Below are 24666 nucleotides of genomic sequence, written 5' to 3'. Positions count from 1 at the left end.
ATCGGCGTTTTCCACAGGGTGCGTGTCGTCGGGGGACCGGCGGACTAGAGTTCCCGAGTGGCACCGAACGGGGACTCTCCAGAGCAGCTGACGCTGCTGCGTGAGACCGTCCGGCGTTCCCGGACCAAGCAGCCCGCGGACATCACCACGACACTTCCGATCGCCCGGGTCGCGGTCGACGTCTCGCTGCCGCACCTGGACCGCCCGTTCGACTACCTGGTGCCCGAGGACCTCGCGGCCGAGGCCCAGCCGGGCGCTCGGGTGAAGGTCCGGTTCGCGGGCAAGGACCTCGACGGGTTCGTGCTCGACCGGCTGGAGACCTCGGAGCACGACGGCAAGCTGGCGCGACTGCGCAAGGTGGTCTCGCCCGAGCAGGTGCTCACGCCCGAGGTCGCGGATCTCTGTCGCGCGGTCGCCGACCGGTACGCCGGAGTCCTCGCCGACGTGACCCGCCTGGCCGTTCCGCCACGCCTAGCGAAGGTCGAGGCCGAGGCCCTGCGCTGCACCCAGCCGACCCGCCCGGTCGAGTCGACCTCGCGCTCCGAGTGGTCGCCGTACCCGCACGCCGACGGCTTCCTCGACGCCGTACGCCGTACCGAAGCACCACGCGCGATCTGGACCGCCGTGCCGGGCGCCGACTGGGCGCTCGCGTTCGCCCAGGCCGCGGCGGTGTGCGCGGCGACCGGCCGGGGTGCGCTGCTGCTCGCCCCCGACGCGCGCGATCTCGAACGCCTCGCTCAAGCCTGTACGGCGGTGCTCGGCCGCGACGGCTTCGTCACGCTCTCGGCCGACCTCGGCCCGACCGCGCGGTACCGCGCCTTCATCTCCGCCCTCCGCGGCTGCACCCGTGTCGTGATCGGGACGCGCGCGGCCGCGTTCGCGCCGGTCACCAACCTCGGGCTGGTCGCGCTCTGGGACGACGGCGACGACTCGTACGCCGAGCCGCGCGCGCCGTACCCGCATGCCCGGGAAGTGCTGCTGCTGCGCGCGCACCGGCAGAAGTGTGCGGCGCTGCTCGGCGGCTTCGCGCGATCGGCCGAGACGGCGGCGCTGCTCGAATCCGGGTGGGCGAACGAGCTGATCGCCGACCGTGCCGTGATCCGCGCGGCCGCGCCCGCGGTGCACATCGCGGGGGAGTCGGACCGCGATCTCGCGCGCGATCCCGGCGCCCGGGCGGCGCGGCTGCCGCACCAGGCGTTCGAGGTCGCGCGGGAGGGGTTGAAGACCGGGCCGGTGCTCGTGCAGGTGCCGCGCGCCGGGTACCTGCCGAGCTTGGTGTGCCAGACGTGCCGGACGCCGTCGCGCTGTACGACGTGCGGCGGGTCGTTGCGGCGTACGGGGTCGTCGGGGCCGGCGAGCTGCAGCGTGTGCGGTCGTCCGGCGACCGATCACCGGTGCCCTGAGTGCGGCGATACGCGGATGCGGGCGGCGGTTGTGGGTGCTCGGCGGACGGCGGAGGAGTTGGGGCGCGCGTTCCCGGGTGTCGTCGTACGGACGTCGGGTGGGGATCACATGCTCGACGAGATCGAGGCGGAGCCGGCGCTGATCGTGACGACGCCGGGGGCTGAGCCGGTCGCGCCCGAGGGGTACTCGGCTGCTTTGCTGCTCGACACCTGGCTGCTGCTGGCGCGGCCCGATCTGCGGGCGCCGGAGGAGGCTGTGCGGCGGTGGTTCAACGCGGCGGCGATGGTGCGGTCGGCGCGGGACGGCGGCAAGGTGATCATGGTCGGCGAGCCGTCGGCGATGCCGCTGCAGGCCGTCGTCCGGTGGAGCCCTGAGGGGTATGCGACGCGGGAGCTGGAGGAGCGGCGGGTCGCTCGGCTCGCGCCTGCGGCGAAACTCGCGGAGCTGGTCGGGTCGTCGGACGCGGTGGCGGACATGGTCGCGCGGGTTCGGGAGCTGGTCGATCCGGGGGCCGGGCTGGAGGTGCTCGGGCCGGTCGACGTCGACGACGAGACCGTGCGGGCCGTCGTACGGACGCCGCGGGCTTACGGACTCGCGCGGGTGCTGAAGGAGGCGACCGCGGCGCGGGGGACGAAGAAGCTGCCCGGTCCGCTGCGGGTGCAGGTGGACCCGGCGAGCTTCGGATAATTCGATGGCTCGGTGTGGTGCGCCCGGTTAGGGTCGCCGGACCTGGTTTCCCGAAGGAGGTCGATGAATATGACTGCCGCGGCAGCCGTGTTCGTCATGCCCTCTTTCGCTGAACCAGGAGATTCTTCATGTCACACGTCATCTCTGCCGACCTGACCACCGAGCGCCTCGTCCTGCGGTCGTGGACCCCGGCCGACGTCGCCGCCGTCCTCGACGCGAGCAGCGCGAGCCAGTCGTCGCAACTCGCGGTCCTGCGGCCGGGCCTGCGCCCGGAGCACTGGGCCGGCGACTTCCCGTCCGACGGGGACCGCGTGATCGCGGGCCTGCTCGCGACACAACCCGAGTGGCTCGGCGCCTTCGGCCACCGGCTCGTCGTCGAACGCGCGAGCGGTCTGGTGGTCGGGTCGATCGGTTTGTTCTGGCCGCCCGCTGACGGGGTGGTCGAGCTCGGGTACGGCGTGGTCGAGTCGGTCCGCGGCCGCGGCTACGCGACCGAGGCGACCGCCGCGCTCACGACGTACGCGCTGAACTCGCCGGAGGTCCACACGGTCCAGGCCGGCGTCGAGCTGTCGAACCTGGCGTCGGTCCGCGTGCTGGAGAAGGCCGGCTTCCGGCGGGTCAGTGCTGATCAGGAGACGGCTCGGTACGAGCACCGCTAGTCCATCGAACGGGGGACCCTGTTCCCTCGGGTGGGGGATCCGTACGGCGGGCTGCGCTGAAAGAGTCGTCGGTATGACAGGCACAGCTCAGCCGTACGTTCGCACGGCGGTCTTCAGCCGCAGGCTTGGGTGGTCGGCGTCGCGCATGTCGCCGCGCTGACCGCCCTGCCCTCGTGCATCTGGCGGCTGTTCCTCGCCGCCGGTTTCTCCATGGGCTACCAGCCCGAGTGGATGGCCGCCAACGCCGGCGACGCGGCGGACAAGATCTACCTGATCGCGCTCAGCCTGCTCACCGAAGGCCTCGCACTCCTGACCCTCGGCCTCGTCCGCCCCTGGGGCGAGATCGTCCCGTCGGGGATCCCGCTCATCGGCGGCCGCCGCGTCCGCCCGATGGCCGCCGTCGTACCGGCCTCACTGGGAGCGATCGCACTCACGCTGCTCTGGGGCCTGAACCCCTTGATGTACACGGACCTCTTCCACGACCCCCTCGAACCACAAGGCGGCTGGCAGATCCTGATGGCCACGGCGTACCTGCCGCTGATCTTCTGGGGCCCGCTGCTCGGCCTCGTCACCTGGGCCTACTACCGCCGCCGCTGCTCCTGATCAGGCCGTCTCGCTCATCTCGTACCCCGACGCCGCGAGCAGGTGGTTGCCCAGCGCGGTCCGCGAGTACAGCACCGTGCGCCCGTCGCGGCGCGAGTCGACCACACCCGCGTTCCGCAGAATCCCCAAGTGCACGCTCAACGTCGGCGCCGACACATCCAGGGCGTGCGCCAGATGGGTAGTCGACATCGGCAGATCCAAATGGCTGACGATCGCCGCCCGCGTCCGGCCGACCAACTCCGCCAGGGGTGAACCTGTCGTCTCCTGCTGGCTCTCCCACAACCTCCCGAGCCCCCGCGGGGGATAGGTGATCGTCGGCACGTGCGGCGCTCCCGTCACCGGCAGCGCTGCCGGCCACGTGAACACGCACGGCACCAGCAACACTCCCTGCCCAGCCGTTGGCACTCCGTCCGGACACACGAACGGCCGATCGATCTCGATCCGATCGCCGCGGAGCCGCACGGACGGATGCAGATTCCGGAACAACCGATCCAGCCCGCCCGCCGCCAGCTCGTCGAGGCGGAACGCGAGATCCTCCTGCAGCAGCGCGCGCATCCGCCGCCAGTCCGGCTCGACCGCGCGCTGCCAGTAGGTCCGGAGCGCGGCCGTGATCCGAGAGAGCGCTTCCCCAGGATCTGCGATCAGCTCCGGGAGCAGCGCGTTCGGGTTCCCCTCGTGCGTCCGCCCGAGCTCGTCCACCACCAGCTCGTACGGCGTCGCCTCAATCGCGGCCAGTCCGGCGTCGAACCCGGTAGACCGCCGCGGCGGCGCGGGCGTGATGAAGTCCGGGATGTAGCCGACCGGCGGGATCAGGGCCCGCAGCAACCGCAGCGCCTCCGCGACCTCGTCGCCGCCGCCTGCAGCGAAACCCTGGGGCTTATCGCCGGCAGGCGAGGTGGAGCCCCGGCGGTCGTCGCCGGCGCGCGAGGTGATGCTCCGGCGGTCGTCGCCGGCTCGCGGGGTGGTGCCCCGGCGGTCGTCGCCGGCTCGCGGGGTGGTGCTCCGGCGGTCGTCGCCGGCTCGCGGGGTGGTGCCCCGGCGGTCGTCGCCGGCGCGTGGGCTGGTGCCCCGGCGGTCCGCGGTGTTGCTGCGCGGGCGGATCGCGGCGCTGGACGACGTCGAGGTGCGGTTGATGACGTCGTCGCCGAGCAGCGGGCGGACCTTGCGCAACCACGGCCCGTGCACGCTGCCTGACGAGTTGTTGCTCAGGGCCCGCACACTGGTGACCGTCTCCCAGACCGGCGAGAACGCGAACCGGATCCGGCTGACGTCGTCGGTGTTGAGCCTGATGCTGATCACGCCCACCACTCTAAAACCCGCTTGACGCCCGGGCGAGGATTAGCCCAGGAACTAATGTTCGACAGCGTCGCGACGTACCGGAAGGCTTGGTCCCATGACTGTGATCGGCTCTCCGAGGGAGCGCTCTCCGCTGCCCACCGCGTTCTGGGCGCTCTGGGTCTGCCAGCTGGTCAACCGCCTCGGCAGCTTCGTCCAGCCGTTCCTCGTGCTCTACCTGACCCAGGACCGGCACCTGTCCGCCGGTACGGCGGGCGCCGTCGCCGCGGCCGTCGGCGCCGGGTCGGTGGTCTCCCAGCTCGTCGGCGGCTGGCTCTCGGACCGGATCGGCCGCCGCCGGACCATGCTGATCGGCTTCCTCGGCACCGCGGCCGCGCTGATCCTGCTCGGCTCGGCGCGCTCGCTGGAGACGATCGCCGCCGCCGCGTTCGTGGTCGGCCTGACCGGCGACCTGTTCCGCCCGGCCGTGCAGGCCACGGTCGCCGACCTGCTCCAGCCGAGAGAGCGCGTTCGCGCGTACGGACTGCTGTTCTGGGCGATCAACCTCGGCTTCTCGGTCTCCACGGTCAGCGCCGGCGTCCTGGCGAGCATCGGCTACAACCTGCTGTTCTGGATCAACGCCAGTACGTCGGTGATCGCGGCGCTGGTGATCTGGCGGATGGTCCCGGAGACCCGGCCGGTGCTCGACGACGAAACCCCGCGGCGCGCGCTGCTGCCCGTCGTCCTGCGCGACACGACGTTCCTGCTGATGGTCCTGCTGCAGATCGGCTACGCGACGATCTACTTCCAGGGCTACTCGACCCTCCCGCTCGCGATGGCCGCGGACGGGTTGCCGAGCTCGACGTACGGGTTGGTGATCGGGCTGAACGGCGTGGTGATCGTCGTCGTGCAGCCGTTCGTCAACCGGCGGCTCGCCGCGTTGGACCGCCCGAAGCTGCTGGCAGGCTCGATGCTGATCGTCGGCGTTGGCTTCGGGATCGGGGCTGCGGTCGACAGTTGGTGGGGGTATGGCTTGTCGGTCGTCGTGTGGACGGTGGGTGAGATCGGCTTCGCGGCGGTGATCGGCGCGGTCTTCGCGGACCTCGCGCCGGTCGATCTGCGGGGTGGGTACATGGGGCTGGCCGGGAGCATGTCCTTCGGCCTCGGCAGCGTGATCGGCCCGCTCCTCGGCACCAACACGCTGGAGCACGCCGGCCCGATCGTCGTTTGGCTGGCCTGCGCCGGGCTCGGCGCCGTGCTGTTCCTCGGCCAGCTAGCGCTCTCCCCGGCCTTGCACGCAAGAGCCGCCGAGAACGCCGCCACTGTTCCCGCGCCCTGACCACAGGATCTCTTGCAGATGCTGGCCGGCGTCGTTGGAACCCATTCTTGAAGCTGCACGCAGCAAGACTTCGGAGTCCCGCGACACCGCGAACCCGCTGACCTGCGGCACGATCTCCGGCACCAGCTCGACAGCACTCCGCAGGTCCCCGGCCCGTACGAGCGACGCCAGCAGATACCCCGACAAGCTGTACCGACTCCGCGCACCCGTTGCCGTCTCCAGCGTCTCCGCGAAGATCCCGGCCGCTCGCTCGTCCTCCCCGAGCCCCGCCCACATCGTCGCCTCGAAGATCGCGAACTGCCGCGGATCCACCCACCCCGCCCACTCCGGATCCGAGGCCGAGAGGCCATCCAGATACCGGCTCTCAGCCCGCGCGAACGCGCGCGTCGCCTCGCGACGCAACCCCATCAGCGCCAGCGCCTGAGCCTCCCGCGCCAGAAACAACGCCGACACCAGCCCACTCGCCCCATCCAGCACCGGCCGCACCAACTCGAGCACCCGCTCCGGGTGCCCGGACGTCTGCGCCTGCAACGCGAGGTTCTGCACCGTCAGCAGCTCCAAGCTCCGATGCCCAGCCCGCCGCAACAACCCCAGCGCCTGCCAGCTCACCCGCTCAGCCGCTGCCGCATGCCCCGCATCGTGCAGAAACCACCCGTACACCTCGAGCAACTCGCCCAGCCCCGCCAGCAGGTCCCGCCCGACCCCGCGCTCCGCGGCCGCGCTCTCCCCGCGTTCTGCGGCCGCACTCGCCCGGCGTTCCGCGGCCGCACCCGCGCTCTCCCCGCGTTCCGCGGCCGTGCTCTCCCCGCGTTCCGCGGCCGCGCTCTCCCCGCGCTCCGCCACCGCGCCGGCCCCACGCCCGACCGCCGCCCTCGCCAACCGCTCGTACGCCGTACGCACCACCGGCCGCGCCACCCGCGCCGCCTCCGCCCCACCCCACCGCTGGTCGACCTCGAGCAACCTCCGCACCACCTCGTGCAGCTCCTCCGCGACCACTCTCCGAACCTACCCACCGACCCCCGCCACCCGCCCGGACGCGGCGACTCCTCGCCAACCCCGTCGCATAGGGTTGCCCCATGACGGAGCCGACGATCGACGTGGTGGTGTTCGACATCGGGGGAGTCCTCCTGGACTGGAACCCGAACTACCTGTACGCCGACCTGATCCCCGACGACGACCAGCGCCGGCACTTCCTGACGGCGATCACCACGCCCGACTGGAACATGCAGCAGGACGCCGGCCGGCCCTGGGCCGAGGCCGTCGCGGAGCTGACCGCGCTGCACCCCGAGCACGCCGAGTGGATCGCCGCCTACGACACCGGCTGGCTGAAGATGCTCAAGGGCCTGCTCCCGGGCACGCCCGACCTGCTGAAGGAGCTGCAGGAGCTCGGCGTCCCGACGTACGCGCTGACGAACTTCTCCGGCGAGAAGTGGGAGATCGCGAAGGAGACCTTCCCGATCCTCGACTCGTTCACCGGCGAGATCGTCTCCGGCCACGAGCAGGTCGTGAAGCCCGACGAGAAGATCTACCGCCTGCTCGTCGACCGCTTCGCCCTGGACGCCTCCCGCACGTTCTTCACCGACGACGTCCAGCGCAACATCGACGGCGCCCGCGCAGCCGGCCTGCAAGCCGAGCTGTTCACCTCCGCGGACGTCCTCCGCACCCAGCTCCGCGACCGCGGCCTCGCACTCAAGCCCTAGCCGGCCACGCACGCCCTGGCGCGTTCAGCTCGCTCCGACCGCCAGGGCCTCCGTGAACTTCGACCCACCACCAAGGTGTGCGGCCTCGACGATCAGCATGTTGTCCTGGCAGGTCGGCGCGGTGATCGCCGTGTCCGGGGGAGTGCTGAAGATGACCTCCGGCTTCGCCACCCCCGGCCGCCACCGCTGGATCTGGTACGACTCCACCCCGCCCGTCATCAGGCGGACCTCCCAGTGGATCCAGCTCCCACACGCCACGATCGTGTCGGTCACGATCGATCCGAGCGCCCGCGCCGCACCACCCGGAGTCTCCCGCAGGTAAGCCCGGCTCTGATACTGATCGGGATCATCCGCCCCGATCTCCGACCAGACCGTTGCCCCACGCAACGAAGCGCCGCTCCACTGAATACAGTTCTTGCTCGCAGCAACCGGCTGTGCAGCCCCACCAGCGAGCGGCGCCGTGAACAACCGCTTGCACCGCTGCGAGCTCTGCGGCGCAGTGATCGTGCTGTACGTCACCGAGTCCGCCGACACGACCGGGTCCGCGATGTACCCGGGATCAGCCACGCACGTCACGGTCCGCGCCGCCAGCGTGTCCAGCGAGGCGATCACCAGGCACGACCGCTTCTTCGCGTCGGTACTGCTGTAGGCGAACGTTCCGTCGTACGCGCCGATCTCCGGCTCGGAGATCCGGGGGAGCGCTCTCTGCGTCGCCAGATCCGTTCTCGCGCCGGTCCCGAGGTCGTAGCGGAAGGCCCGGATCTGCGGGTTCGGCCCGTCGGAGCGGATCTCCTCGATCAGCGCCCAGCGGTCGTCGATCACCACCGGCGACTGCGCGACGAACCCGGCCGGCGGAGCGTGCCGTACGACGACCTTCTTGCTGGCCCGGTCGGTCACCGTGGTGATCCCGGCCTCGTCGCTGCCGCGGGTGACCAGGTACTTGCGCTGCTGCGTGACGACGTGCTGACCGTCGACGGGCTGGCGCAGGAACTTCGTCCAGACCGGCTTCCCGGTCGAGCCCCCCGGCGTCGGGGTGGGCGTACCGGACGGCGGTTGGCTCGGCGTACCGCCGGGTCGCGGCGGCGTGCTGCTCGGCGTACCGGACGGGCTCGGAGAACCGGAGGGAGCGCTCTCCGGTGATCCCGAGCACCCGGCCGTCAGGACGGCGACCGCGGTGACGGGGATCAGGATTCGACGACGCATCGGCCTACAGACCGATGTTCTTGAACTGGTTGGCCAGCGTCGCGTTGAACATCGCGGTGGCCGGGATGTTGCGCGGGCCGTCGGTGACGTTGCCGCGGCTGTTGAAGCGCCGCTCGTTGAACACCTCGAAGATGCCGATCGTCTTCGCCTTGGTGTCGTAACCGCGGCCGACCTGGTAGTGGCCGCTGTGGTTGAAGGCGAGGTACGGGAAGTACCGCTTCAGCAGCTGCACATGCTCGATCACGGGCGCCGGGGCGCCGTCGCCGAGGTGGTTCTGGTGCACCTGGAGGAACTTGGCCGGCGTCCAGTGGCTGACGTTCTGCACGATGTAGGTGCCGGCGGCCAGGTCCCAGTTGGTCTTCAGGTTGGTCTGCTTGACCATCGCCGAGATCGCCGTCCCGGAGGTGGTCGCGCCGAGGTCCTTGGCCCAGGACGCCTGGGTGTCCTTCTGGTTGTCGTCGGCCCAGTCGATCGACTGGAAGGTCGCCGGGCCGCACCAGTACCCCTTGTCCTGCGAGGTCTGGAAGCCCTTCATGATGTAGTTCGCGGCCGGCTTCGGCTTGGAGACGGTCGGCGGCTTCATCGGCGGCGGCGTCGGCTTGGTGGTCGGACCACCCGGCGTCGGTACGACGGTCGGCCCGGCACTCGGCGGCGCCACGCTCGCTCCCGCTGCCGGTACGCCGGTCCGTGCGGCCTCACCCGTCGGAGCAGTCGTCGGCGTGCCGGACCCCGGCGCCGTCGACTCGCCCGAACCTGGCACCGCAGCCGGCGGATTCCCCTCGGCGTCCAGCTCCCGCAGCGCCCGCGCCTTGTCGCGTCCGTCCCACGCCGCCTGCATCTCGTCCAGCTCGGCGTTGGTCCGCTCGCCCTTGGTCATCGCCGCCCGCTCGGCCACGAACGCCGCCGGGCTCAGCGCCCCGGTCGCGATGTCCTGCTCGGCCGACACCCCGGCCCGCAGGTCGTCGCGCGTCGCGTCCGGCTCGACCACCGTCGAGCTGATCTGCGCCCCGGTCGGCAGCGTGTCGACGAAGCCGAGCCCGAGGCAGTAGTTCTCGGTCTCGAGTTTGAAGCACCGCATCACCTGCTTGGACTGCTCCGCCGCCGTCGCCCGCAGCGTAAGGTTGCTCGGCGACGTCGCCGCGACCTGCCCCGCGAGCTCGCTCCAGCTCCGCGCCACCGGCGGCTCGGCCACCGTCGTGTCGTCGGCCGGCGGCGTCGAAGGTGACGCGACCGGCGTCGCGTCATCGGCCGGAGTCGCCGCGTCGTTCGGCGTACCGTCCGCCGGCTCGACCCGGTCCGAGACCGGCGGCGCCGTACTCGGCACCTCCTCGGACGGCCGGCTGACCGGATCCCTGGGCACGAACTCGTAGGCCCGGGCCTGCGGTGCCTGCGTGAGCAGGACCCCCAGGGTGATCAGTGCGGCAGCCCCCCGTGTCGCTGTGCGCATGTTAACTCCCGTTGGGCGTGTGACTTGTGTGACTGTAGGTACGCCTGAGGCCACACTACGTGCTCATGGCAACAACTGGGAGTGGCGTCCCCGAATTACAACGGTGTGATCGCTCGGCGCCGCCGAGCCCACCGCACTGCGGCCTGGTGGGAGCCCGCCACTAGACTTACGTGGTCCTGCCCCGCGAAGGAGTCTGTGTGTCGGTCCAACCCATCCGCCTGTTCGGCGACCCCGTGCTGCTGACCAAGGCCGACCCGGTCGTCGACTTCGACGCCGAGCTGCGCCGCCTGGTCGCGGACCTGACCGACACGATGCAGGCCGCGCCCGGCTCCGGCCTGGCCGCGCCGCAGATCGGCGTTGGCCTGCGGGTGTTCACCTACAACGTCGACGGCGAGATCGGTCACCTGGTCAACCCCGAGCTCACCCTCGGCACCGAGGAGCAGTTCGGCCCGGAGGGCTGCCTGTCGATCCCCGGCCTGACCTTCGACTGCCGCCGCGCCGAGCACGTGATCGCCCGCGGTTTCAACATGTACGGCGACCCGGTGCTGATCGAGGGCGACGACCTGCTGTCGCGCTGCATCCAGCACGAGACCGACCACCTGGACGGCGTCCTGTTCGTCGACCGGCTGGACCGAGAGACCCGCAAGGCCGCGATGAAGGCGATCCGCGAGGCGGAGTGGTCGGGCCTGTCCGGCCCGCCGCAGATCAAGGTGTCCCCGCACCCGACGAACGGATTCGGCCTGTGAGACTCGTCTTCGCCGGCACCCCCGAGGTGTCGGTCACCGCACTCGAGGCGATCGTTGCCAGCGGCCATGAACTCGTTGCCGTCGTCACCCGTCCCGACGCCCCCGCGGGCCGCGGCCGCAAGCTGGTCGCCTCCCCGGTCGCCCAGTACGCCGAGCAGCTCGGCGGCGTCGAGATCCTCAAGCCGGTCAAGCCCAGCGACCCCGAGTTCCTGGCCCGACTCACCGAGATCGCGCCCGACTGCTGCCCCGTCGTCGCGTACGGCGGGCTGCTGCCGCAGGCCGCGCTCGACATCCCGCCGCACGGCTGGATCAATCTGCACTTCTCGGTGCTGCCGGCCTGGGGGGGGGGGGGGGGGGGGGGGGGGGGGGGGGGGCGGGGGGGGGGGGGGGGGGGGGGGAGGAGGGGGGGGGGGGAGGGGGGGGAGGGGGGGGGAGAAGGGGGGAAACCCCCCCCCCCCATCCCCCCCCCCCCCCCCCCCCCACCACCCCCCCCCCTCCCCCCCCCCCCCCCCCCCCCCCCCCCCCCCGGTGCAGCACTCGATCATCTCCGGCGACGACGTCACCGGCGCGAGCACGTTCCGGATCGTGAAGGCGCTCGACGCCGGTCCGGTGTATGGCGTACTGACCGAGCCGATCGGCGCCCAGGACACGTCCGGTGACCTGCTGACCCGGCTGTCGAAGTCCGGCGCGAAGCTGCTCGTCGACACCCTCGACGGGATCGAGGCCGGCGTCCTGCAGGCCGTCGAGCAGCCGGCCGACGGCGTCACGATCGCGCCGAAGCTGACCGTCGAGGACGCCGAGATCAACCTGAAGCACCCCGCGCGGCAGATCGACCGGCTGGTCCGCGGCTGCAACCCGGCGCCCGGCGCCTGGACGACGTTCCGCGGCGAGCGGCTGAAGGTGCTCGCCGTCGCGCTGACCGACGAGGAGCTGGCGCCCGGCGTACTGGACGCGGCGAAGTCGTCGGTCAAGGTCGGAACCGGCAGTAAGGCGATCGAGCTGGTCACCGTCCAGCCGCAGGGCAAGAAGCCGATGGCCGGGGCCGACTGGGCCCGCGGCGTCCGGATCACCGCAGACGATCAGTTGGGCACCGAGTGAGCGACCGCAGTCCCCGTAACCGCGCCCCGCAGAAGCGCCCCGACAAGGTGCGGCAGGTCGCGTACCGGGTGATCCGCCAGGTGAACGGCGAGGACGGCTACGCCAACCTCGCCCTCAACAAGGCGCTCCGCGACCAGCGCCTCGGCGGCCGCGACGCCGCCTTCTGCACCGAGCTCGTCCACGGCACGCTCCGCTGGCAGGGCACCTACGACGCCTTCCTCGCCCGCAGCGTCTCCCGCCCGCTCGCCGACCTCGACCCCGAGCTGCTCGACCTGCTGCGGCTGGGCACGCACCAGCTGTTGCGCATGCGCGTCGACTCGTACGCCGCGGTCAACGAGATGGTCACGCTGACCCGCGCGGAGGTCGGCCAGAGCCGCAGCGGCCTGGTGAACGCGGTGCTCCGCAAGATCAGCCAGCGCAACCTCGACCAGTGGATCGCCACGGTCGCCCCGAAGCCGGAAGAGGATCGCCTCGGCTACCTGGCGATCGCGAAGGCCCACCCGCGCTGGGTGATCGAGGCCTTTTCTCAGGTCCTGGAGGACGTTGAACCCGTTCTCGACGCTGACAACGAGCCCCCGAAGGTCACCCTGGTCGCCCGCCCCGGGCTCTCCGACGTCGACGAGCTCATCGAGGCCGGCGCCAGCCGCGCCCGCTGGTCGCCGTACGCCGCTGTGCTGCAAGGCGGCGGCGACCCCGGTCGCATCCAGGCCGTCGCCACCGGCCGCGCCGGCGTCCAGGACGAAGGCTCGCAGCTCGTCGCCACCGCCCTGGCCACCGCGCCGATCGACGGCAACGACGTCCGCTGGCTCGACCTCTGCGCCGGCCCCGGCGGCAAGTCCGCCCTGCTCGCGGCGATCGCCAACCAGGGCGAAGCGGTCCTGACAGCGGTCGAGCCGCAGAAGCACCGCGCCGAGCTCGTCCGGTCGAACCTGCGCGCGATCCCCGGCGAGCACCAGGTCCTGATCGGCGACGGCACCAAGCCGACCTGGCCGTCGGGCTGGTACGACCGGGTCCTCGCCGACGTCCCGTGCACCGGCCTCGGCGCACTCCGCCGCCGCCCGGAGGCCCGCTGGCGCCGTACGCCGGACGACGTCACCGAGCTGCGCCCGCTCCAGGAGGCCCTGCTCGCCGCGGCGATCACCTCGGTCCGCCCGGGCGGCGTCGTCGCGTACGTGACCTGCTCGCCGCACCCGTCGGAGACCCGGGGGGTGGTCGACGCGGTGCTGGCGCGCCGGCCGGACGCCGTACTGGAGGACGCGCGAGCGTTGTTCCCCGGCGTACCGTCGCTCGGGGATGGGCCGGACGTGCAGCTCTGGCCGCACCTGCACGGCACCGACGCGATGTACCTGGCGCTGATCCGCCGGTCCTGAACCGTGGACCGGTGTCAGGCGCATTGAGTCGAACGGTCATGATGGAGGGGTGACAACGACCGACACCCGTCCAGTACGCAGCAGCCAGCAGCTCCAGATCCTCGGGCTCGCCGCGTCCTTCGGCATCGGTCTGCTGGTCGCGATCCAGTCCCGCGTGAACGGCGACCTCGGCAACCGCCTAGGCGACGGCGTCGCCGCCGCACTGATCTCGTTCGGCTCCGGACTGGTCGTGCTGCTGATCGTCTCCGCGCTCGTCCCGCGCGTCCGCGAAGCACTCGCCCAGGTCTGGCACACCATCCGTACGCCGTCCGCCGGCGCGGGCGGCCCGCTGCGCTGGTGGCAGTGCATCGGCGGCCTGGCCGGCGCGTTCCTGGTCGCGACCCAGTCGATCACGGTCGCGGTGATCGGCGTCGCCGTCTTCACCGTCGCGGTCGTCGGCGGCCAGGCGATCAGCAGCCTCGTCGTCGACCGCCTCGGCTTCGGCCCCGCGGGCCCGCAGCCCTACACGCCGCTGCGTGTGGTCGGCGCGGTCGTCGCGCTGCTGGCCGTCGTACTGGCTGTCTCCGATCGCCTCAGCCACCCGTCGGGTCTGCTGCTCGCGATCCTCCCCGCCGTCGCCGGCATCGGCACCGCCGTCCAGCAAGGCATCAACGGCCGAGTCGCCCGCACCGCCTCCGGCGACGCCTTCGGCGCCCTCGCCGCCGGCACCATCAACTTCATCGTCGGCACCAGCGCTCTGCTCGTCGTCTTCCTCGTCGACCTGGCCTTCCGCGGCGCCCCCCGCCCGCTCCCGACCGACCCCTGGCTCTACGTCGGCGGCCTCTGCGGCGTCGTCTTCATCAGCTCGGCCGCCGCGGTCGTCCGCATCGTCGGCGTCTTCGTCCTCGGCCTCGGCACGATCGCCGGGCAACTCATCGCCAGCCTGCTGATCGACCTGTTCGCCCCGGCAGCCGACACGGAGGTCACCTTCTCGGTCATCGCCGGCACGTTCCTGGCGCTCGCGGCGGTGGTCATCGCTGCGATCCCGAACCTGCGCCGAAGCTGAGAAGTACAAGAACAGAGAAGTACAAGAACAGAGAAGTACAAGAACAGAGAAGTACAAGAACAGAGTCTCTGGTTGCTGCCGGTTTTCGGCTGACCCGAGACTTCGGTTGCCGTCAGCGAACGTGGCGCTCAGGCGGTCATCATCGTGATCGATAGGTCGCGAACCGACGGCTCTGTGGGACCAGGCTCCCACGGTCGGAAGTTGATGACTGGCTTCGGCCGGGTGTGCCTGATTCGGCTCAGTATCGGCCCGGTGGTCCTCTCTGGAACCGCACACACCTGCTTCGGCCTGGCCAGGTGCTCCGCCGAGCGCTCCAGTCGGCCCGGCAGATCATCCGTCGGAGGCTTGGCGGCTGCCAGGCCGCCACCTTGTAGACTTCCCCCTTGCGACCAGGGGAACCTGCCTACACCGCCGGAGGACCGCAAGCGGCATGACCAAGCAACCGCCGATGCTCCCCAATGATCACTGGGTATCGAAGGGGTATCAGAAACACTTTGCCGACGACATGCATCGCGTCGCGATCCTCGACTCCCAGAGGGGTAGGGTAGTCACCAAGCGCCCGATCAAGGGGAACTTCTGCCGGCGCGGGTTCACGACTTACCTTGATCGCTCCGGACGCACAAACCGAGAACTCGAACTCGCTTTCAGTGACGTTGAGGGGGTATGTCCTGAATCGAATCAGACAAATATCGCCGGCGAACTGCGGACCCGATGAGATGGCTGCGGTGGCTAACCTCTTTGCCATACACATGGTTCGTAACCCCGCTTTCAAAAACATGCACGAGAAGATCATGCGGGAGTTTCGTGCCGGCGGCATTCAGCGGTTCGCCGCTCGACCCGACCTTCTTGCGAGATTCGAAGCTCAGTTCAAGCGCCCACCCAATGAAGGCGAGATAGAACGGCTTGTCGTGAACACCTACGATGATTTCGCAGGTGATCCCGCAACAGCAGTTGCCTCGACAGCACGGCAGCACGATCAAATAGCAGATCGCCTGAACCAGTTTTACATGCAGTTGGTTGTCATTGCGCCCGACCTCGACCTCCCAGGATTCGCGATCAGCGATGTTCCGGTAGTACATGCGCAGACTGGCACCGGAAAGTATGGCTTTCGGGATCGCCTAGCCGTACTGGACGCCAATCTGATCATCGGCCCCCTGAGCAGGACGATGGCGGCGTGTTTCACAGCGAAGCCCTTCCCGACTGCCGTCCTTGACTCAAGCCAAGACATCGACACCATAAACGCGGTGTTCATCCGGGCTGCACTGCAAGAAGTCGCATGCCACCCGGTCGAAGCCGGATACCTCGAAGGAGTCTGCGGTCAGCTCGACCAGCTGCCGATCGAGAAGATGCTCGGCGCGACCGCACGGAACTAGTGCGCGTCCCGCTGGTGGTACCGGCCGCTGCGCGGACCCTCAATCGCGACGGCTGGGACTCTATGTGGGTCACTCGATCACTGCCAGGAGCTCACCCGAGACCTGGTCAAGGCTTGGTTGAAGACCTTCTGATCGGCTTTGGACCCCAATCTTCGGGCAATTTCACAACTGCCCTTCGACGCTGCTGGACCTCCGCTTCAGCTCATCCGTCGCTCGGAGTGAATCCTGCCCGCAGCTCGCTGATCCACTCATGGGCGAACTGGCGGCCGTTCGGGAACTGGTCGCCGCGATCCCAGCGCCAGGTGGTGATCATCGCGAGGACGAGTAGGCGGCAGTCGCGGACGAGCGAGTGGTCGACGTCGGGGTAGTGGGCGTCGACCTCCTCCGGCGCGTGCGCGAGGTCGAACTCGACCGGGCCTCGGCAGCAGGTTTCGAGGTCGATGAAACGCGGGCCCGTCGTGGTCGCGAGGAGATTGCCGGGGTGGGGCTCGCCGTGCAGGAGTTGCTCGGCGGGGTGGCGGTCCTGGATCGCTCGGGTGAGGGTCTGGAGCGCGGTGGTGAGGAACTCGCGGTCCTCGGCGCCAAGGTCTGGGGTGCTAGTGGGGTCGGAGAGCAGTTCGAGAGCGCTCTCCACGCGATCTGTGAAGTGCGGCGACGGCAGGTCGACCTTGCGCATCGCGGCGTGCAGATCGACCAGCGCTTCGGCGTACGCCGGGGGAGTCGCCGCGGGCAGCGGGTCGTAGAACGTCCACAGCGTGATGACGAAGCCGTCGCGTTCGTAGGTCCGCGGCGCGACCCGCGGTTCGAGGGCCGCGATCGGGCCGCCGAGTTCGGCCAGGCGCAGTGCGAGGTCGATCTCGAACTGCGCGACCTGTTCGTGCTCGGGCGCGACCCGGGCCAGGACGTCGGCCGGCAGCACCCGCAGGATCAGCTTGTTGGAGTTGTTGAGGACGGTGGCGTCCTCGGCCGGCAGTCCGAGCTCCGAGGCGATCGACAAGGTCGCCGTGACGGCACGCTGGATCTCTGTCGGCTCCATGGAGTCCTTTCGGTCAGGTGTTCCTGATCAGTCGCGTGTACCCGCCGTACGCGCGCTTGCCGAGCAGTGGCCAGAGCACGCGCACCGGGGCGGGCAGCTCGCCGAGGAACGTGCGCTGCTCCTGCGGCGTCGCGTCCTCGAGGATCGCCCCCAAGAACAGCAGCCGTTTGCGCTTGTCCGCAACGGATTTCGCGCCGCGCTCACCGACCTTGCCCCACTCCTCGACGGTCAGGTGCTCCGCGATCACCGGCAGGATCGCGCTCTCTTCCTCTCCCATGTGCTCTTCGAGGACTGCCGAAGCCTCCCGTACGGCGGCCGCCAGCTCCCGCGCCTCGACCAGGCTCGCGCTCCGCCCCCACTGCGGCGTGAGCTTCTCGATCCGGTCGAGCGCGGCACCGAGCGCGGCGTGCTGGGTCTCCATCCGGTGCACGAGGTCGAGGTGCAGCGTCGCGCGCTCCAGCAGCAGCGGCCAGATCAGGTCGTCCTCGGCCTCGTGGTGGTGGTGCAGCGCGGCGACGATGTCGGTGAGGTGCTCGGCGAGCACCGCCGCGCGCTCGGTGTCACCGGCGCGGACCCCCTCGATCAGGCCCGGCAGCAGCCGGAACTCGCGCCGGAACACCCGGTGCACGACGACCATCGTGTGCGTGTCGGGTCTGGTAGCAGTGGTCATTGTGTCGCCCCCTGTGCGGTGAAGCCGGCGGCCGCCCTCCCCGGGACCGCCGGTTTCAGCTCACGGTACCGGCGCGGCTTCGGGTTGCAGAGGGGTTTTCCGCTTCCTGCCCGAACGGGCCGGACGGCGTACGACGCCCTGTGACACCGCGACTCCGGTGAGCACGACCAGCGCGCCGACCGGCTGGTACCAGGTCAGGTGCTCGCCGAGGATCAGGACGCCGACCGCGATCGCGAAGATCGGCATCAGGTAGGTGACCATCGACGACATCGAGGCGCCGATCAGCCGGATGTTGCGCATGCTGAGCACGAACGCGATCCCGCTGCCCAGCCCGCCGAGCGCCAGCACGCTGCCGATCACCTCCGGCGACAGCGTCCACGGCATCGGCGGCGCCTCACCGGTCACGATCGGCGCCACCACCGCCAGCTGGATCGTTGCGCAGAGCAACAAGCTCGCGGAGAGCGCGGTCCCGGACAGCGTGCTCCCGGCAACGAACCGCTTCTGGTACGGGACGGCGAGCCCGTAGCAGACCGCGGCGGCCATGCAGAGCAGCTGGCCGGTCAGGTCCGCGCCACCTTCGATGTTCCAGGCGCCGAGCACGACCAGCATCCCGAGGAATCCGATCAGCAGCCCGGCCACCCGCTGCGCGGTGAACTTCTCGGTCCGGAACACCAGGACGGCGACCGGCAGCACGACCAGCGGGGTGATCCCGTTCCAGATCCCGGCCAGCAGCGAGGGGACGCGCTGCTCGCCGTACCCGAACAGCGTCCACGGGATCGCGGACCCGATCGCGCCGATCACGAACGTGTGAGCCCAGAGCTTGGGATCGCGGGGGAGCGCTTCCCGCTTGATCACCAGGATCGCCACCAGGACGGCGGATCCGGCGATCACCCGCCCTAGCGCGAGGTACATCGGGTGCAGTTCACGCACGCCGACCGAGATGAACAGGAAGCTGCAGCCCCAGATCGCGGCCAGCGTCAACATGGTGGGAAGCCAGGCCCGTACGGGCGGCTTGTCAGGAGTCGTCAGGGTGCTCACTCCTGACATCTTGCAGTACGCCGGGGACAATTTCCTCTTTCGTTCCGGAATTGGGCAGGATCTGACCCCCGGCGCGCTCAGCGGAACGCGGTGAGGTGCTCGCTCACCCACTCGGCGTACGGTCGCGCGGGCCTGCCGAGGACCCGCTCGACGTCGCTGCTGACCGAGCGCTCGGCCTCGGTCGGGTGCCCGAGGATGTCGAGCGTGCTGTCCGCGACCTGCTCCGGCAGGAACCTCAGGAAGCGCTCTCTCGCGCTCTCTCGCGACAGCTCGGCGAAGCTCACCGGCTCGCCCAGCGCCGCCGAGATCGCCGCCGTCTGTTCCCGCGGCGAGACCGCTTCGGGACCGGTCAGCTCCCACGTCGTCCCGGCGTACGACGGCGTCCGCAGCGCGACCGCGGCCACCTCCGCGATGTCCGCCGGGTGGATCTGGGGGAGCGCGATCTCGCCGTACGGTGCCTCGACCGTGCGCCGCTCCCGGACCGACTGGCTCCAGCCGAGCGTGTTGCTCTGGAATCCGGCCGGCCGCAGCACGCTCCACTCCAGGCCCGATCCCTTCACCGCGTCCTCGATCCCAGCGGGATGCCGTCCGGTGCCGACGCCTTGCGACGACAGCAGCACGATCCGCCGTACGCCGGCCGCTTCCGCCTTGGCGAGGACGCCGTCGACGCCGAACCAACCGCCCGGCAGCAGCAGGAACACCGCTTCCGCTCCGGTCAGATCCAACTCGACGAGCTCGGCCGCCTGATGCCGTACGCCGTCCGGTAGCTCCGCCGCCTTCCGCGACACCGCCGTCACCTCTTCACCGGCCGCAGCCAGCGCCCGAACCAGCGGCCGCCCGATGTTACCGGTAGCTCCAGTCACCACGATCACGTCGTACTCCCACTCTCGATGTGCAGTGGTGACGACGCTACTTTCGGCGTGATAGTAGGTACCTAGGAGAAAGTATTGGACGGAAGGGGACTTGGTGACCGACGTCACGCCCGAGCTGGCCTGCCCCATCGCGCCGGTGGTCGACATCGTGTTCAGCCGCTGGACGACGCCGATCCTGTGGGCGCTGAACGAGTACGGCCGGCAGCGCTTCGTCGAGCTGGAACGCCGGATCGACTCGATCACACCGAAGGTCCTCACCCAGCGCCTGCGCCAGCTGGAACGCGACGGCCTGGTCGTCCGCACCTACCACCGCGAGGTCCCACCCCGCGTCGAGTACGAGATCAGCCCGCTCGGCCTGACCCTCGCGCCCCTGTTCGCCACCCTCGCCGACTGGGCCACCGCCAACCTCCCCGCCGTCGAGGTCAACCGCACGACGTACGACGAGAGCGACCGCCCGCGACCCTGAGGCGTCCGCGCGCCGCGCGACGCGTGCGCCCCGGCCCCGGCCCGCCCCGTCCGCCGCCCGCCGCCCGCCGCGCTCCGCGCCGCGCGACGCCTGCGCCCTAGACCCGCCCGCCACGCTCCGCGCGCGCCCGCGCCCCTGACCTGCCCGTGCTCCGCGCGACGCCCGCGCCCCGGACCCGCGCTCGGCGCGACGCTGCGCCCCCGGACCCGCCGCGCTCCGCGCGACGCCTGCGCCGCCCGCTCCGCGTCGCGCGACGCCTGCGCCCCGGACCCGCCCGCCACGCTCCGCGCGACGCCCGCGCTCCTGACCTGCCCGTGCTCCGCGCGACGCCCGCGCCCCCGGACCCGCGCTCCGCGCGACGCTGCGCCCCCGGACCCGCGCTCCGCGCAACGCTGCGCCCCCGGACCCGCGCTCCGCGCGACGCTGCGCCCCCGGACCCGCCGGCGTTCCGCGACGCCTGCGCCCCAGTCCCGGCCCGCCGCGCTCCGCGCGACGCCTGCGCCCCGGCCCCGCCCGCCGCGCTCCGCGCGACGCCCTCTCGCCCTCGGCGCGCGCCCTGACCCGCCGCATCTCTTCCTTCCTTGCCGACCGGCAAGGAAGGATGGGGTCATGCCTGACTTCGATGTCGACGCCGTCCGTAAGCAGTTCCCGGCTCTCTCCGAAGGGGCAGCGCACTTCGACGGCCCCGGCGGGTCGCAGACTCCGCAGGCCGTCGCCGACGCCGTGGCGCGGACGATGGTCTCCGCGATCTCCAACCGTGGCCGGCTCACCCCGGCCGAGCGGCGCGCGGACGACATCGTGGTCGAGGCGCGCCAGGCGATGGCCGATCTGCTCGGCGCCGACCCGGGCGGCATCGTGTTCGGCCGCAGCATGACGCAGCTGACCTACGACTTCTCCCGCGCGCTCGCCAAGACCTGGGGGCCGGGCGACGAGGTGATCGTCACCAAGCTCGACCACGACGCCAACGTCCGCCCGTGGGTGCAGGCCGCCGAGGCGGCCGGCGCGACCGTCCGCTGGCTCGCGTTCGACCCGGCGACGACCGAGCTCGACGACATCACGCCGCTGCTGTCCGACCGCACCAAGCTGGTCGCGGTCACCGCGGCGTCCAACCTGCTCGGCACCCGACCCGACCTCGACGCGCTCGCTGCCGCCGTACGGCGTACCGACGCGCTCCTGTACGTCGACGGCGTCCACCTCACCGCCCACGCGCCGGTCGACATGGCGTTCGCCGACTTCTACGCGTGCTCGCCGTACAAGTTCTTCGGCCCGCACTGCGGCGTCCTCGCCGCGTCTCCGGCGCTGCTCGAAACGATCACGCCGGACAAGCTCCTCCCGTCCAGCAACGCAGTCCAGGAGCGCTTCGAGTTCGGCACCCTGCCGTACGAACTGCTCGCCGGGACGACCGCCGCGATCGACTTCATCGCGGGCCTCGGGGGCGTCGGCGAGAACCGGAGAGAGCGGTTGCTGAGTTCTCTGATGTTGCTGGAGATCCACGAGGACACGCTCCGCGCCGAGCTCGAGTACCGGCTCGCCGCGCTCGACGCGGTCACCCTGCACGGCAAGGCCGCACGCCGTACGCCGACGCTGCTGTTCAGCGTCGCCGGCCACGAACCGGCCGCGGTCTCGGCCAAGCTCGCCGAGTACGGCGTGAACGCGCCGTCGGGCTCGTTCTACGCGATCGAGACCGCCCGCCACCTCGGCCTCGGCGACACCGGCGCGACCCGCGCCGGGCTGGCGCCGTACACGAACCAGTCGGACGTCGACCGCCTGGTCGAAGCTGTGGAACACCTCGTGAACTGACCGCCAAGGAGGCACCGCCCCATGCCGACCAAACCGATGTTCGCCGCCGCGCTCGCGGCCGCCTTGCTCGTCTCTGCTCTGACGTCCCCAGCGGAGGCCACTCCGCTGGGGGCGCCGTCCGATCCGGCCCGCGCGGAGCTCCGCGGGATGCTCGAGAACGTGGTCGGTGCCACCGGCAAGCGGTACAACACCCGCGACGACGCCGGCCACGTGATGGACACCGTCAAGATCATCCAGGACAGCACCGGTGGCTACCTCGCCGTCTCGCACCACCTCGCGACCGACGGGCATTTCCGCGTCAACCTCGCGACCTCGACCGATCTCCTGAACTGGCACTGGGAGCGCGAGCTCGCCGGCAGCAACACCGGGCCCGCGTCCCAGCCGACGATCGCCCAGGCGTCGAACGGCGGCTTCGTGCTCGCCTGGGAGCAGGAACGGCCCGGGGGCGGCGACAACCACCTCGCCTTCCGGTACTACGCCAACCGCGCCGATCTCCTGGCCGGTCGCGTCGGCCGCTCCTTCGACGCCCCGCGGCGGCTCTCGACCTGCGCCGAGGGAACGCCGAACATCTACAAGATCACGCTCTCCCCGGACATCGACCACTCCACGATCGACCTCGGCGGCCACTTCTGGTCGAACTGCGACGTCGACCGCCAGCAGCGCGGCACGCTGCGGAACTTCAACTCCTGGGCGACGTCCGCCCAGCCGACGTTCGACAACGCGCTGCTGCACTGGGGCGTCAAGGGCAACATCGGCGACCGGGACCAGGTCGGATTCCGCGGTTTCAGCTTCGGCCTGATCGAGGGCCAGTTCACCAAGGGCGACTTCGGGTCCTGGCGCACGTTCGTCTACGACTACCAGACCGGCAACGCGGATCAGACGACGATCCGCACCGACGGAGGCAGTACGGCGTTCGCGAACCCGACGGTGAGCGCTCTCCGCGCTCCGAACGGCGCTCCCGCGCTGCTCTTCACGCTGTTCGTCCCGAGCGAGGGTGCGGCGCCGGGAGAATCAGGAGAACTCGTCTACTACAAGACTTACTAAAGTCTGTGGGGTAAATTCCCTCGGGTGAGCGAACCCCGCCAGGTCTTCGTCCAGATCAACGCCACCGACGCCCTCGCCCCAGCGACCCGCGAGGGCGACCGGTGGACCACGCGCGGCGCCGAGATCACCTGGTCCGAGGCCGATGCGCCCAGCGCCGCGCTGAGCGTCGGGCCCAGCACCACGCCCAGCACCACGCCCAGCACCACGCCCAGCGCTGCGCCGAGCACCACGCCCAGCGTCGCGCCGAGCATCACACCCAGCGTCGCGCCGAGCATCACGCCCAGCGTCACGCCCAGCGGGCCGGCTGCCGGCGCTCGCGGTGGCCAGATCACGGTCAGCGCCCCCGGCGCGATCTCCCGCGTCGCGCTCCGCTGGGAGCGCGCTCTCGCGGACCAGACCCTCGTTCTCGGCGACGCCTGGGAACGCTCGTACGGCGACCTGCAGTGGCGCCATCTCCAGCCCGAGCGCCTCCTCCCGTGGTACTGGCTCGCCCACGACGAGCGCACCGGCGTAACCACCGGCATGGGCGTCGACGTCCACCCGGCGGCCTTCTGCTCCTGGACTGTCGACCGCACCGGCGTCACCCTCTGGATCGACCTCCGCAACGGCGGCGGCCCGACCCAGCTCAACGGCCGCAGCCTGACCGCAGCCGTCGTCCGCGAGTTCCCAGACGCCGGCACGCCGTGGAAGACCCTCGAAGCCGCCACCGAAGCAATGAGCGCGCACCTCCCGGCCCGCCCCGACATCGGCCCGATCGTCGGCGCGAACAACTGGTACTACGCGTACGGCGAAGGCTTCGACGAGAAGGCCGTCCTCCAGGACGCCGCCACGATCGTCGAGCTGGCCGACGGCCACCCGGTCAAGCCGTTCAGCGTCGTCGACGACGGCTGGAACCCCGGCGGCAACGGCTCCGGCGGCCCCTGGGAGAGCGGGATCCCGGGACTCTTCGACGACATGGCCGCAACAGCAGCCGCGGTCAAGCAGGTCGGCGCGCGACCCGGCCTCTGGTTCCGCCCGTTGCTGTCCCGAGAGAGCGGTCCCTGGGGACATCCCCTCGGCGGCGAAGCCCCCGGTCGTGCGCTCGACCCGACGTACCCCGAGGTCCTCGACCTGGTCCGCGGCGACCTCCAGCGGTTCCGCTCCTGGGGCTTCGAGCTGGTGAAGCACGACTTCAGCACGTACGACGTGTTCGGCCGCTTCGGCCCGGCGATGGGCGCACGGCTGACCGACGCCGGCTGGCAGTTCCACGACCCGACCCGGACCACCGCCGAGATCGTGCTCGACTTCTACCGCGAGATCCGCGCCGCCGCCGAGGACCTCGTCCTGATCGGCTGCAACACCGTCGGCCACCTGGCCGCCGGGCTGGTCGACGTACAGCGCAGTGGTGACGACACGTCCGGTCGCGACTGGGAACGGACGCGGAAGATGGGCGTGAACTCGCTGGCTTTCCGCTTGCCTCAGCACCGGCGGTTCTTCACCCTCGACGCCGACTGCGTTCCCTGTACGCCGCAGACGCCGTGGGCGCTCAACGCGCGCTTCCTGGACCTCGTCGCTCGCTCGGGGAGCGCTCTCTTCGTTTCCGTGGACCCGGCCGCGCGGACTGCGACCACCGATCGGGAGCTGGGCGACGGTATACGGTTGGCGCTCAGTGGTGGTGATCAGCTTGAGCCGCTGGACTGGCTCGTGAACACGACGCCGAACTCCTGGGGGACCAGCGCCGGCACCGTCCACTACGACTGGTCGCTGCCGTGGGGCGCCGACCCGGCTGCCGGGTGAGGTGAGAGCGGTGCG

22 protein-coding genes and 1 pseudogene are annotated in these 24666 nt (G+C 70.9%); 15 read left to right on the top strand and 8 right to left on the bottom strand.

Going from position 1 to position 24666, the window contains the following annotated elements; genetic code table 11:
- The first annotated feature begins 57 nt into the window (after positions 1–57).
- The 3 genes from ACZ6Z4_RS14585 to ACZ6Z4_RS14575 all read left to right on the top strand — a co-directional run bounded on the left by ACZ6Z4_RS14585 (position 58) and on the right by ACZ6Z4_RS14575 (position 3353).
- On the top strand, positions 58–2091 hold the full coding sequence (locus ACZ6Z4_RS14585; protein WP_465562838.1) for a primosomal protein N': 2034 nt from the start codon (positions 58–60) through the stop codon (positions 2089–2091).
- 128 nt (positions 2092–2219) lie between these two features.
- Entirely contained in the window at positions 2220–2750 is a 531-nt protein-coding gene (locus ACZ6Z4_RS14580) for a GNAT family N-acetyltransferase (protein WP_465562837.1), read from the top strand.
- 129 nt (positions 2751–2879) lie between these two features.
- Positions 2880–3353, top strand: coding sequence for a hypothetical protein (locus ACZ6Z4_RS14575; protein WP_465562832.1), 474 nt, complete (start codon positions 2880–2882; stop codon positions 3351–3353).
- Here the strand turns inward: ACZ6Z4_RS14575 and ACZ6Z4_RS14570 are convergent, their stop codons facing one another.
- Complete coding sequence (locus tag ACZ6Z4_RS14570) at positions 3354–4652, bottom strand: ArsR/SmtB family transcription factor (RefSeq protein ID WP_465562830.1); 1299 nt, start codon at positions 4650–4652, stop codon at positions 3354–3356.
- Between the two features lie 94 nt (positions 4653–4746).
- On the opposite strand from ACZ6Z4_RS14570, the gene ACZ6Z4_RS14565 reads away from it, so the two are divergent.
- A complete protein-coding gene (locus ACZ6Z4_RS14565; protein ID WP_465562827.1) occupies positions 4747–5967 on the top strand; it encodes an MDR family MFS transporter in 1221 nt (406 codons plus the stop codon).
- Here ACZ6Z4_RS14565 and ACZ6Z4_RS14560 read toward each other — a convergent pair.
- A complete protein-coding gene (locus tag ACZ6Z4_RS14560; RefSeq protein ID WP_465562824.1) occupies positions 5902–6963 on the bottom strand; it encodes a hypothetical protein in 1062 nt (353 codons plus the stop codon). The genes ACZ6Z4_RS14565 and ACZ6Z4_RS14560 overlap by 66 nt on opposite strands.
- An 80-nt stretch (positions 6964–7043) precedes the next feature.
- Between ACZ6Z4_RS14560 and ACZ6Z4_RS14555 the strand changes: the two genes are divergently transcribed.
- Positions 7044–7667, top strand: a complete 624-nt coding sequence (locus tag ACZ6Z4_RS14555) for an HAD family hydrolase (RefSeq protein ID WP_465562822.1) — start codon at positions 7044–7046, stop codon at positions 7665–7667.
- A 24-nt stretch (positions 7668–7691) separates the two neighbouring features.
- Here the strand turns inward: ACZ6Z4_RS14555 and ACZ6Z4_RS14550 are convergent, their stop codons facing one another.
- On the bottom strand, positions 7692–8870 hold the full coding sequence (locus ACZ6Z4_RS14550) for a TolB-like translocation protein (protein WP_465562820.1): 1179 nt from the start codon (positions 8868–8870) through the stop codon (positions 7692–7694).
- 4 nt (positions 8871–8874) lie between these two features.
- Positions 8875–10317: a C39 family peptidase gene (locus ACZ6Z4_RS14545; RefSeq protein ID WP_465562817.1), complete on the bottom strand. Its 1443-nt coding sequence runs from the start codon at positions 10315–10317 to the stop codon at positions 8875–8877.
- A gap of 197 nt (positions 10318–10514) precedes the next feature.
- Between ACZ6Z4_RS14545 and def the strand changes: the two genes are divergently transcribed.
- From def to ACZ6Z4_RS14515, 6 genes and pseudogenes are all read left to right on the top strand, one after another.
- A complete protein-coding gene (gene def / locus ACZ6Z4_RS14540; protein ID WP_363668711.1) occupies positions 10515–11063 on the top strand; it encodes a peptide deformylase in 549 nt (182 codons plus the stop codon).
- A pseudogene (locus ACZ6Z4_RS14535) lies at positions 10994–11350 on the top strand (methionyl-tRNA formyltransferase); the annotation flags it as partial. The gene def and the pseudogene ACZ6Z4_RS14535, both read left to right, overlap by 70 nt.
- A 241-nt stretch (positions 11351–11591) precedes the next feature.
- Positions 11592–12161 (top strand): methionyl-tRNA formyltransferase, encoded by a 570-nt coding sequence (locus tag ACZ6Z4_RS14530; RefSeq protein WP_465562813.1) that lies wholly within the window; start codon positions 11592–11594, stop codon positions 12159–12161.
- On the top strand, positions 12158–13531 hold the full coding sequence (locus tag ACZ6Z4_RS14525; protein ID WP_465562810.1) for an RsmB/NOP family class I SAM-dependent RNA methyltransferase: 1374 nt from the start codon (positions 12158–12160) through the stop codon (positions 13529–13531). Before ACZ6Z4_RS14530 ends, ACZ6Z4_RS14525 begins: the two co-directional genes overlap by 4 nt.
- Positions 13532–13580: 49 nt before the next feature.
- Complete coding sequence (locus ACZ6Z4_RS14520) at positions 13581–14576, top strand: DMT family transporter (protein WP_465562807.1); 996 nt, start codon at positions 13581–13583, stop codon at positions 14574–14576.
- A gap of 725 nt (positions 14577–15301) precedes the next feature.
- A complete protein-coding gene (locus ACZ6Z4_RS14515; protein ID WP_465562804.1) occupies positions 15302–15949 on the top strand; it encodes a hypothetical protein in 648 nt (215 codons plus the stop codon).
- A 202-nt stretch (positions 15950–16151) separates the two neighbouring features.
- Here the strand turns inward: ACZ6Z4_RS14515 and ACZ6Z4_RS14510 are convergent, their stop codons facing one another.
- The 4 genes from ACZ6Z4_RS14510 to ACZ6Z4_RS14495 all read right to left on the bottom strand — a co-directional run bounded on the left by ACZ6Z4_RS14510 (position 16152) and on the right by ACZ6Z4_RS14495 (position 19565).
- Positions 16152–16985: a phosphotransferase gene (locus ACZ6Z4_RS14510; RefSeq protein WP_465562801.1), complete on the bottom strand. Its 834-nt coding sequence runs from the start codon at positions 16983–16985 to the stop codon at positions 16152–16154.
- A gap of 13 nt (positions 16986–16998) precedes the next feature.
- Positions 16999–17655, bottom strand: a complete 657-nt coding sequence (locus ACZ6Z4_RS14505) for a hemerythrin domain-containing protein (protein WP_465562798.1) — start codon at positions 17653–17655, stop codon at positions 16999–17001.
- A gap of 60 nt (positions 17656–17715) precedes the next feature.
- Positions 17716–18702, bottom strand: a complete 987-nt coding sequence (locus tag ACZ6Z4_RS14500; RefSeq protein WP_465562796.1) for a DMT family transporter — start codon at positions 18700–18702, stop codon at positions 17716–17718.
- 68 nt (positions 18703–18770) lie between these two features.
- Positions 18771–19565, bottom strand: coding sequence for an SDR family oxidoreductase (locus ACZ6Z4_RS14495; RefSeq protein ID WP_465562793.1), 795 nt, complete (start codon positions 19563–19565; stop codon positions 18771–18773).
- A gap of 94 nt (positions 19566–19659) precedes the next feature.
- On the opposite strand from ACZ6Z4_RS14495, the gene ACZ6Z4_RS14490 reads away from it, so the two are divergent.
- The 4 genes from ACZ6Z4_RS14490 to ACZ6Z4_RS14475 all read left to right on the top strand — a co-directional run bounded on the left by ACZ6Z4_RS14490 (position 19660) and on the right by ACZ6Z4_RS14475 (position 24651).
- Positions 19660–20031 carry a winged helix-turn-helix transcriptional regulator gene (locus tag ACZ6Z4_RS14490; protein WP_465562790.1) on the top strand — a complete coding sequence of 124 codons (372 nt, stop codon included), beginning with the start codon at positions 19660–19662 and terminating at the stop codon, positions 20029–20031.
- A gap of 609 nt (positions 20032–20640) precedes the next feature.
- Positions 20641–21831: a cysteine desulfurase-like protein gene (locus ACZ6Z4_RS14485; RefSeq protein ID WP_465562786.1), complete on the top strand. Its 1191-nt coding sequence runs from the start codon at positions 20641–20643 to the stop codon at positions 21829–21831.
- Positions 21832–21852: 21 nt separating this feature from the next.
- Positions 21853–22875 (top strand): hypothetical protein, encoded by a 1023-nt coding sequence (locus ACZ6Z4_RS14480; protein ID WP_465562783.1) that lies wholly within the window; start codon positions 21853–21855, stop codon positions 22873–22875.
- 24 nt (positions 22876–22899) lie between these two features.
- Positions 22900–24651, top strand: a complete 1752-nt coding sequence (locus ACZ6Z4_RS14475) for an alpha-amylase family protein (RefSeq protein WP_465562780.1) — start codon at positions 22900–22902, stop codon at positions 24649–24651.
- Positions 24652–24666: the final 15 nt, after the last annotated feature.

The organism is Kribbella sp. NPDC104740 (genome assembly GCF_055583505.1).
The sequence above is the reverse complement of the archived record's forward strand: the minus strand, read 5'-3'. Positions and strand labels throughout refer to the sequence as shown.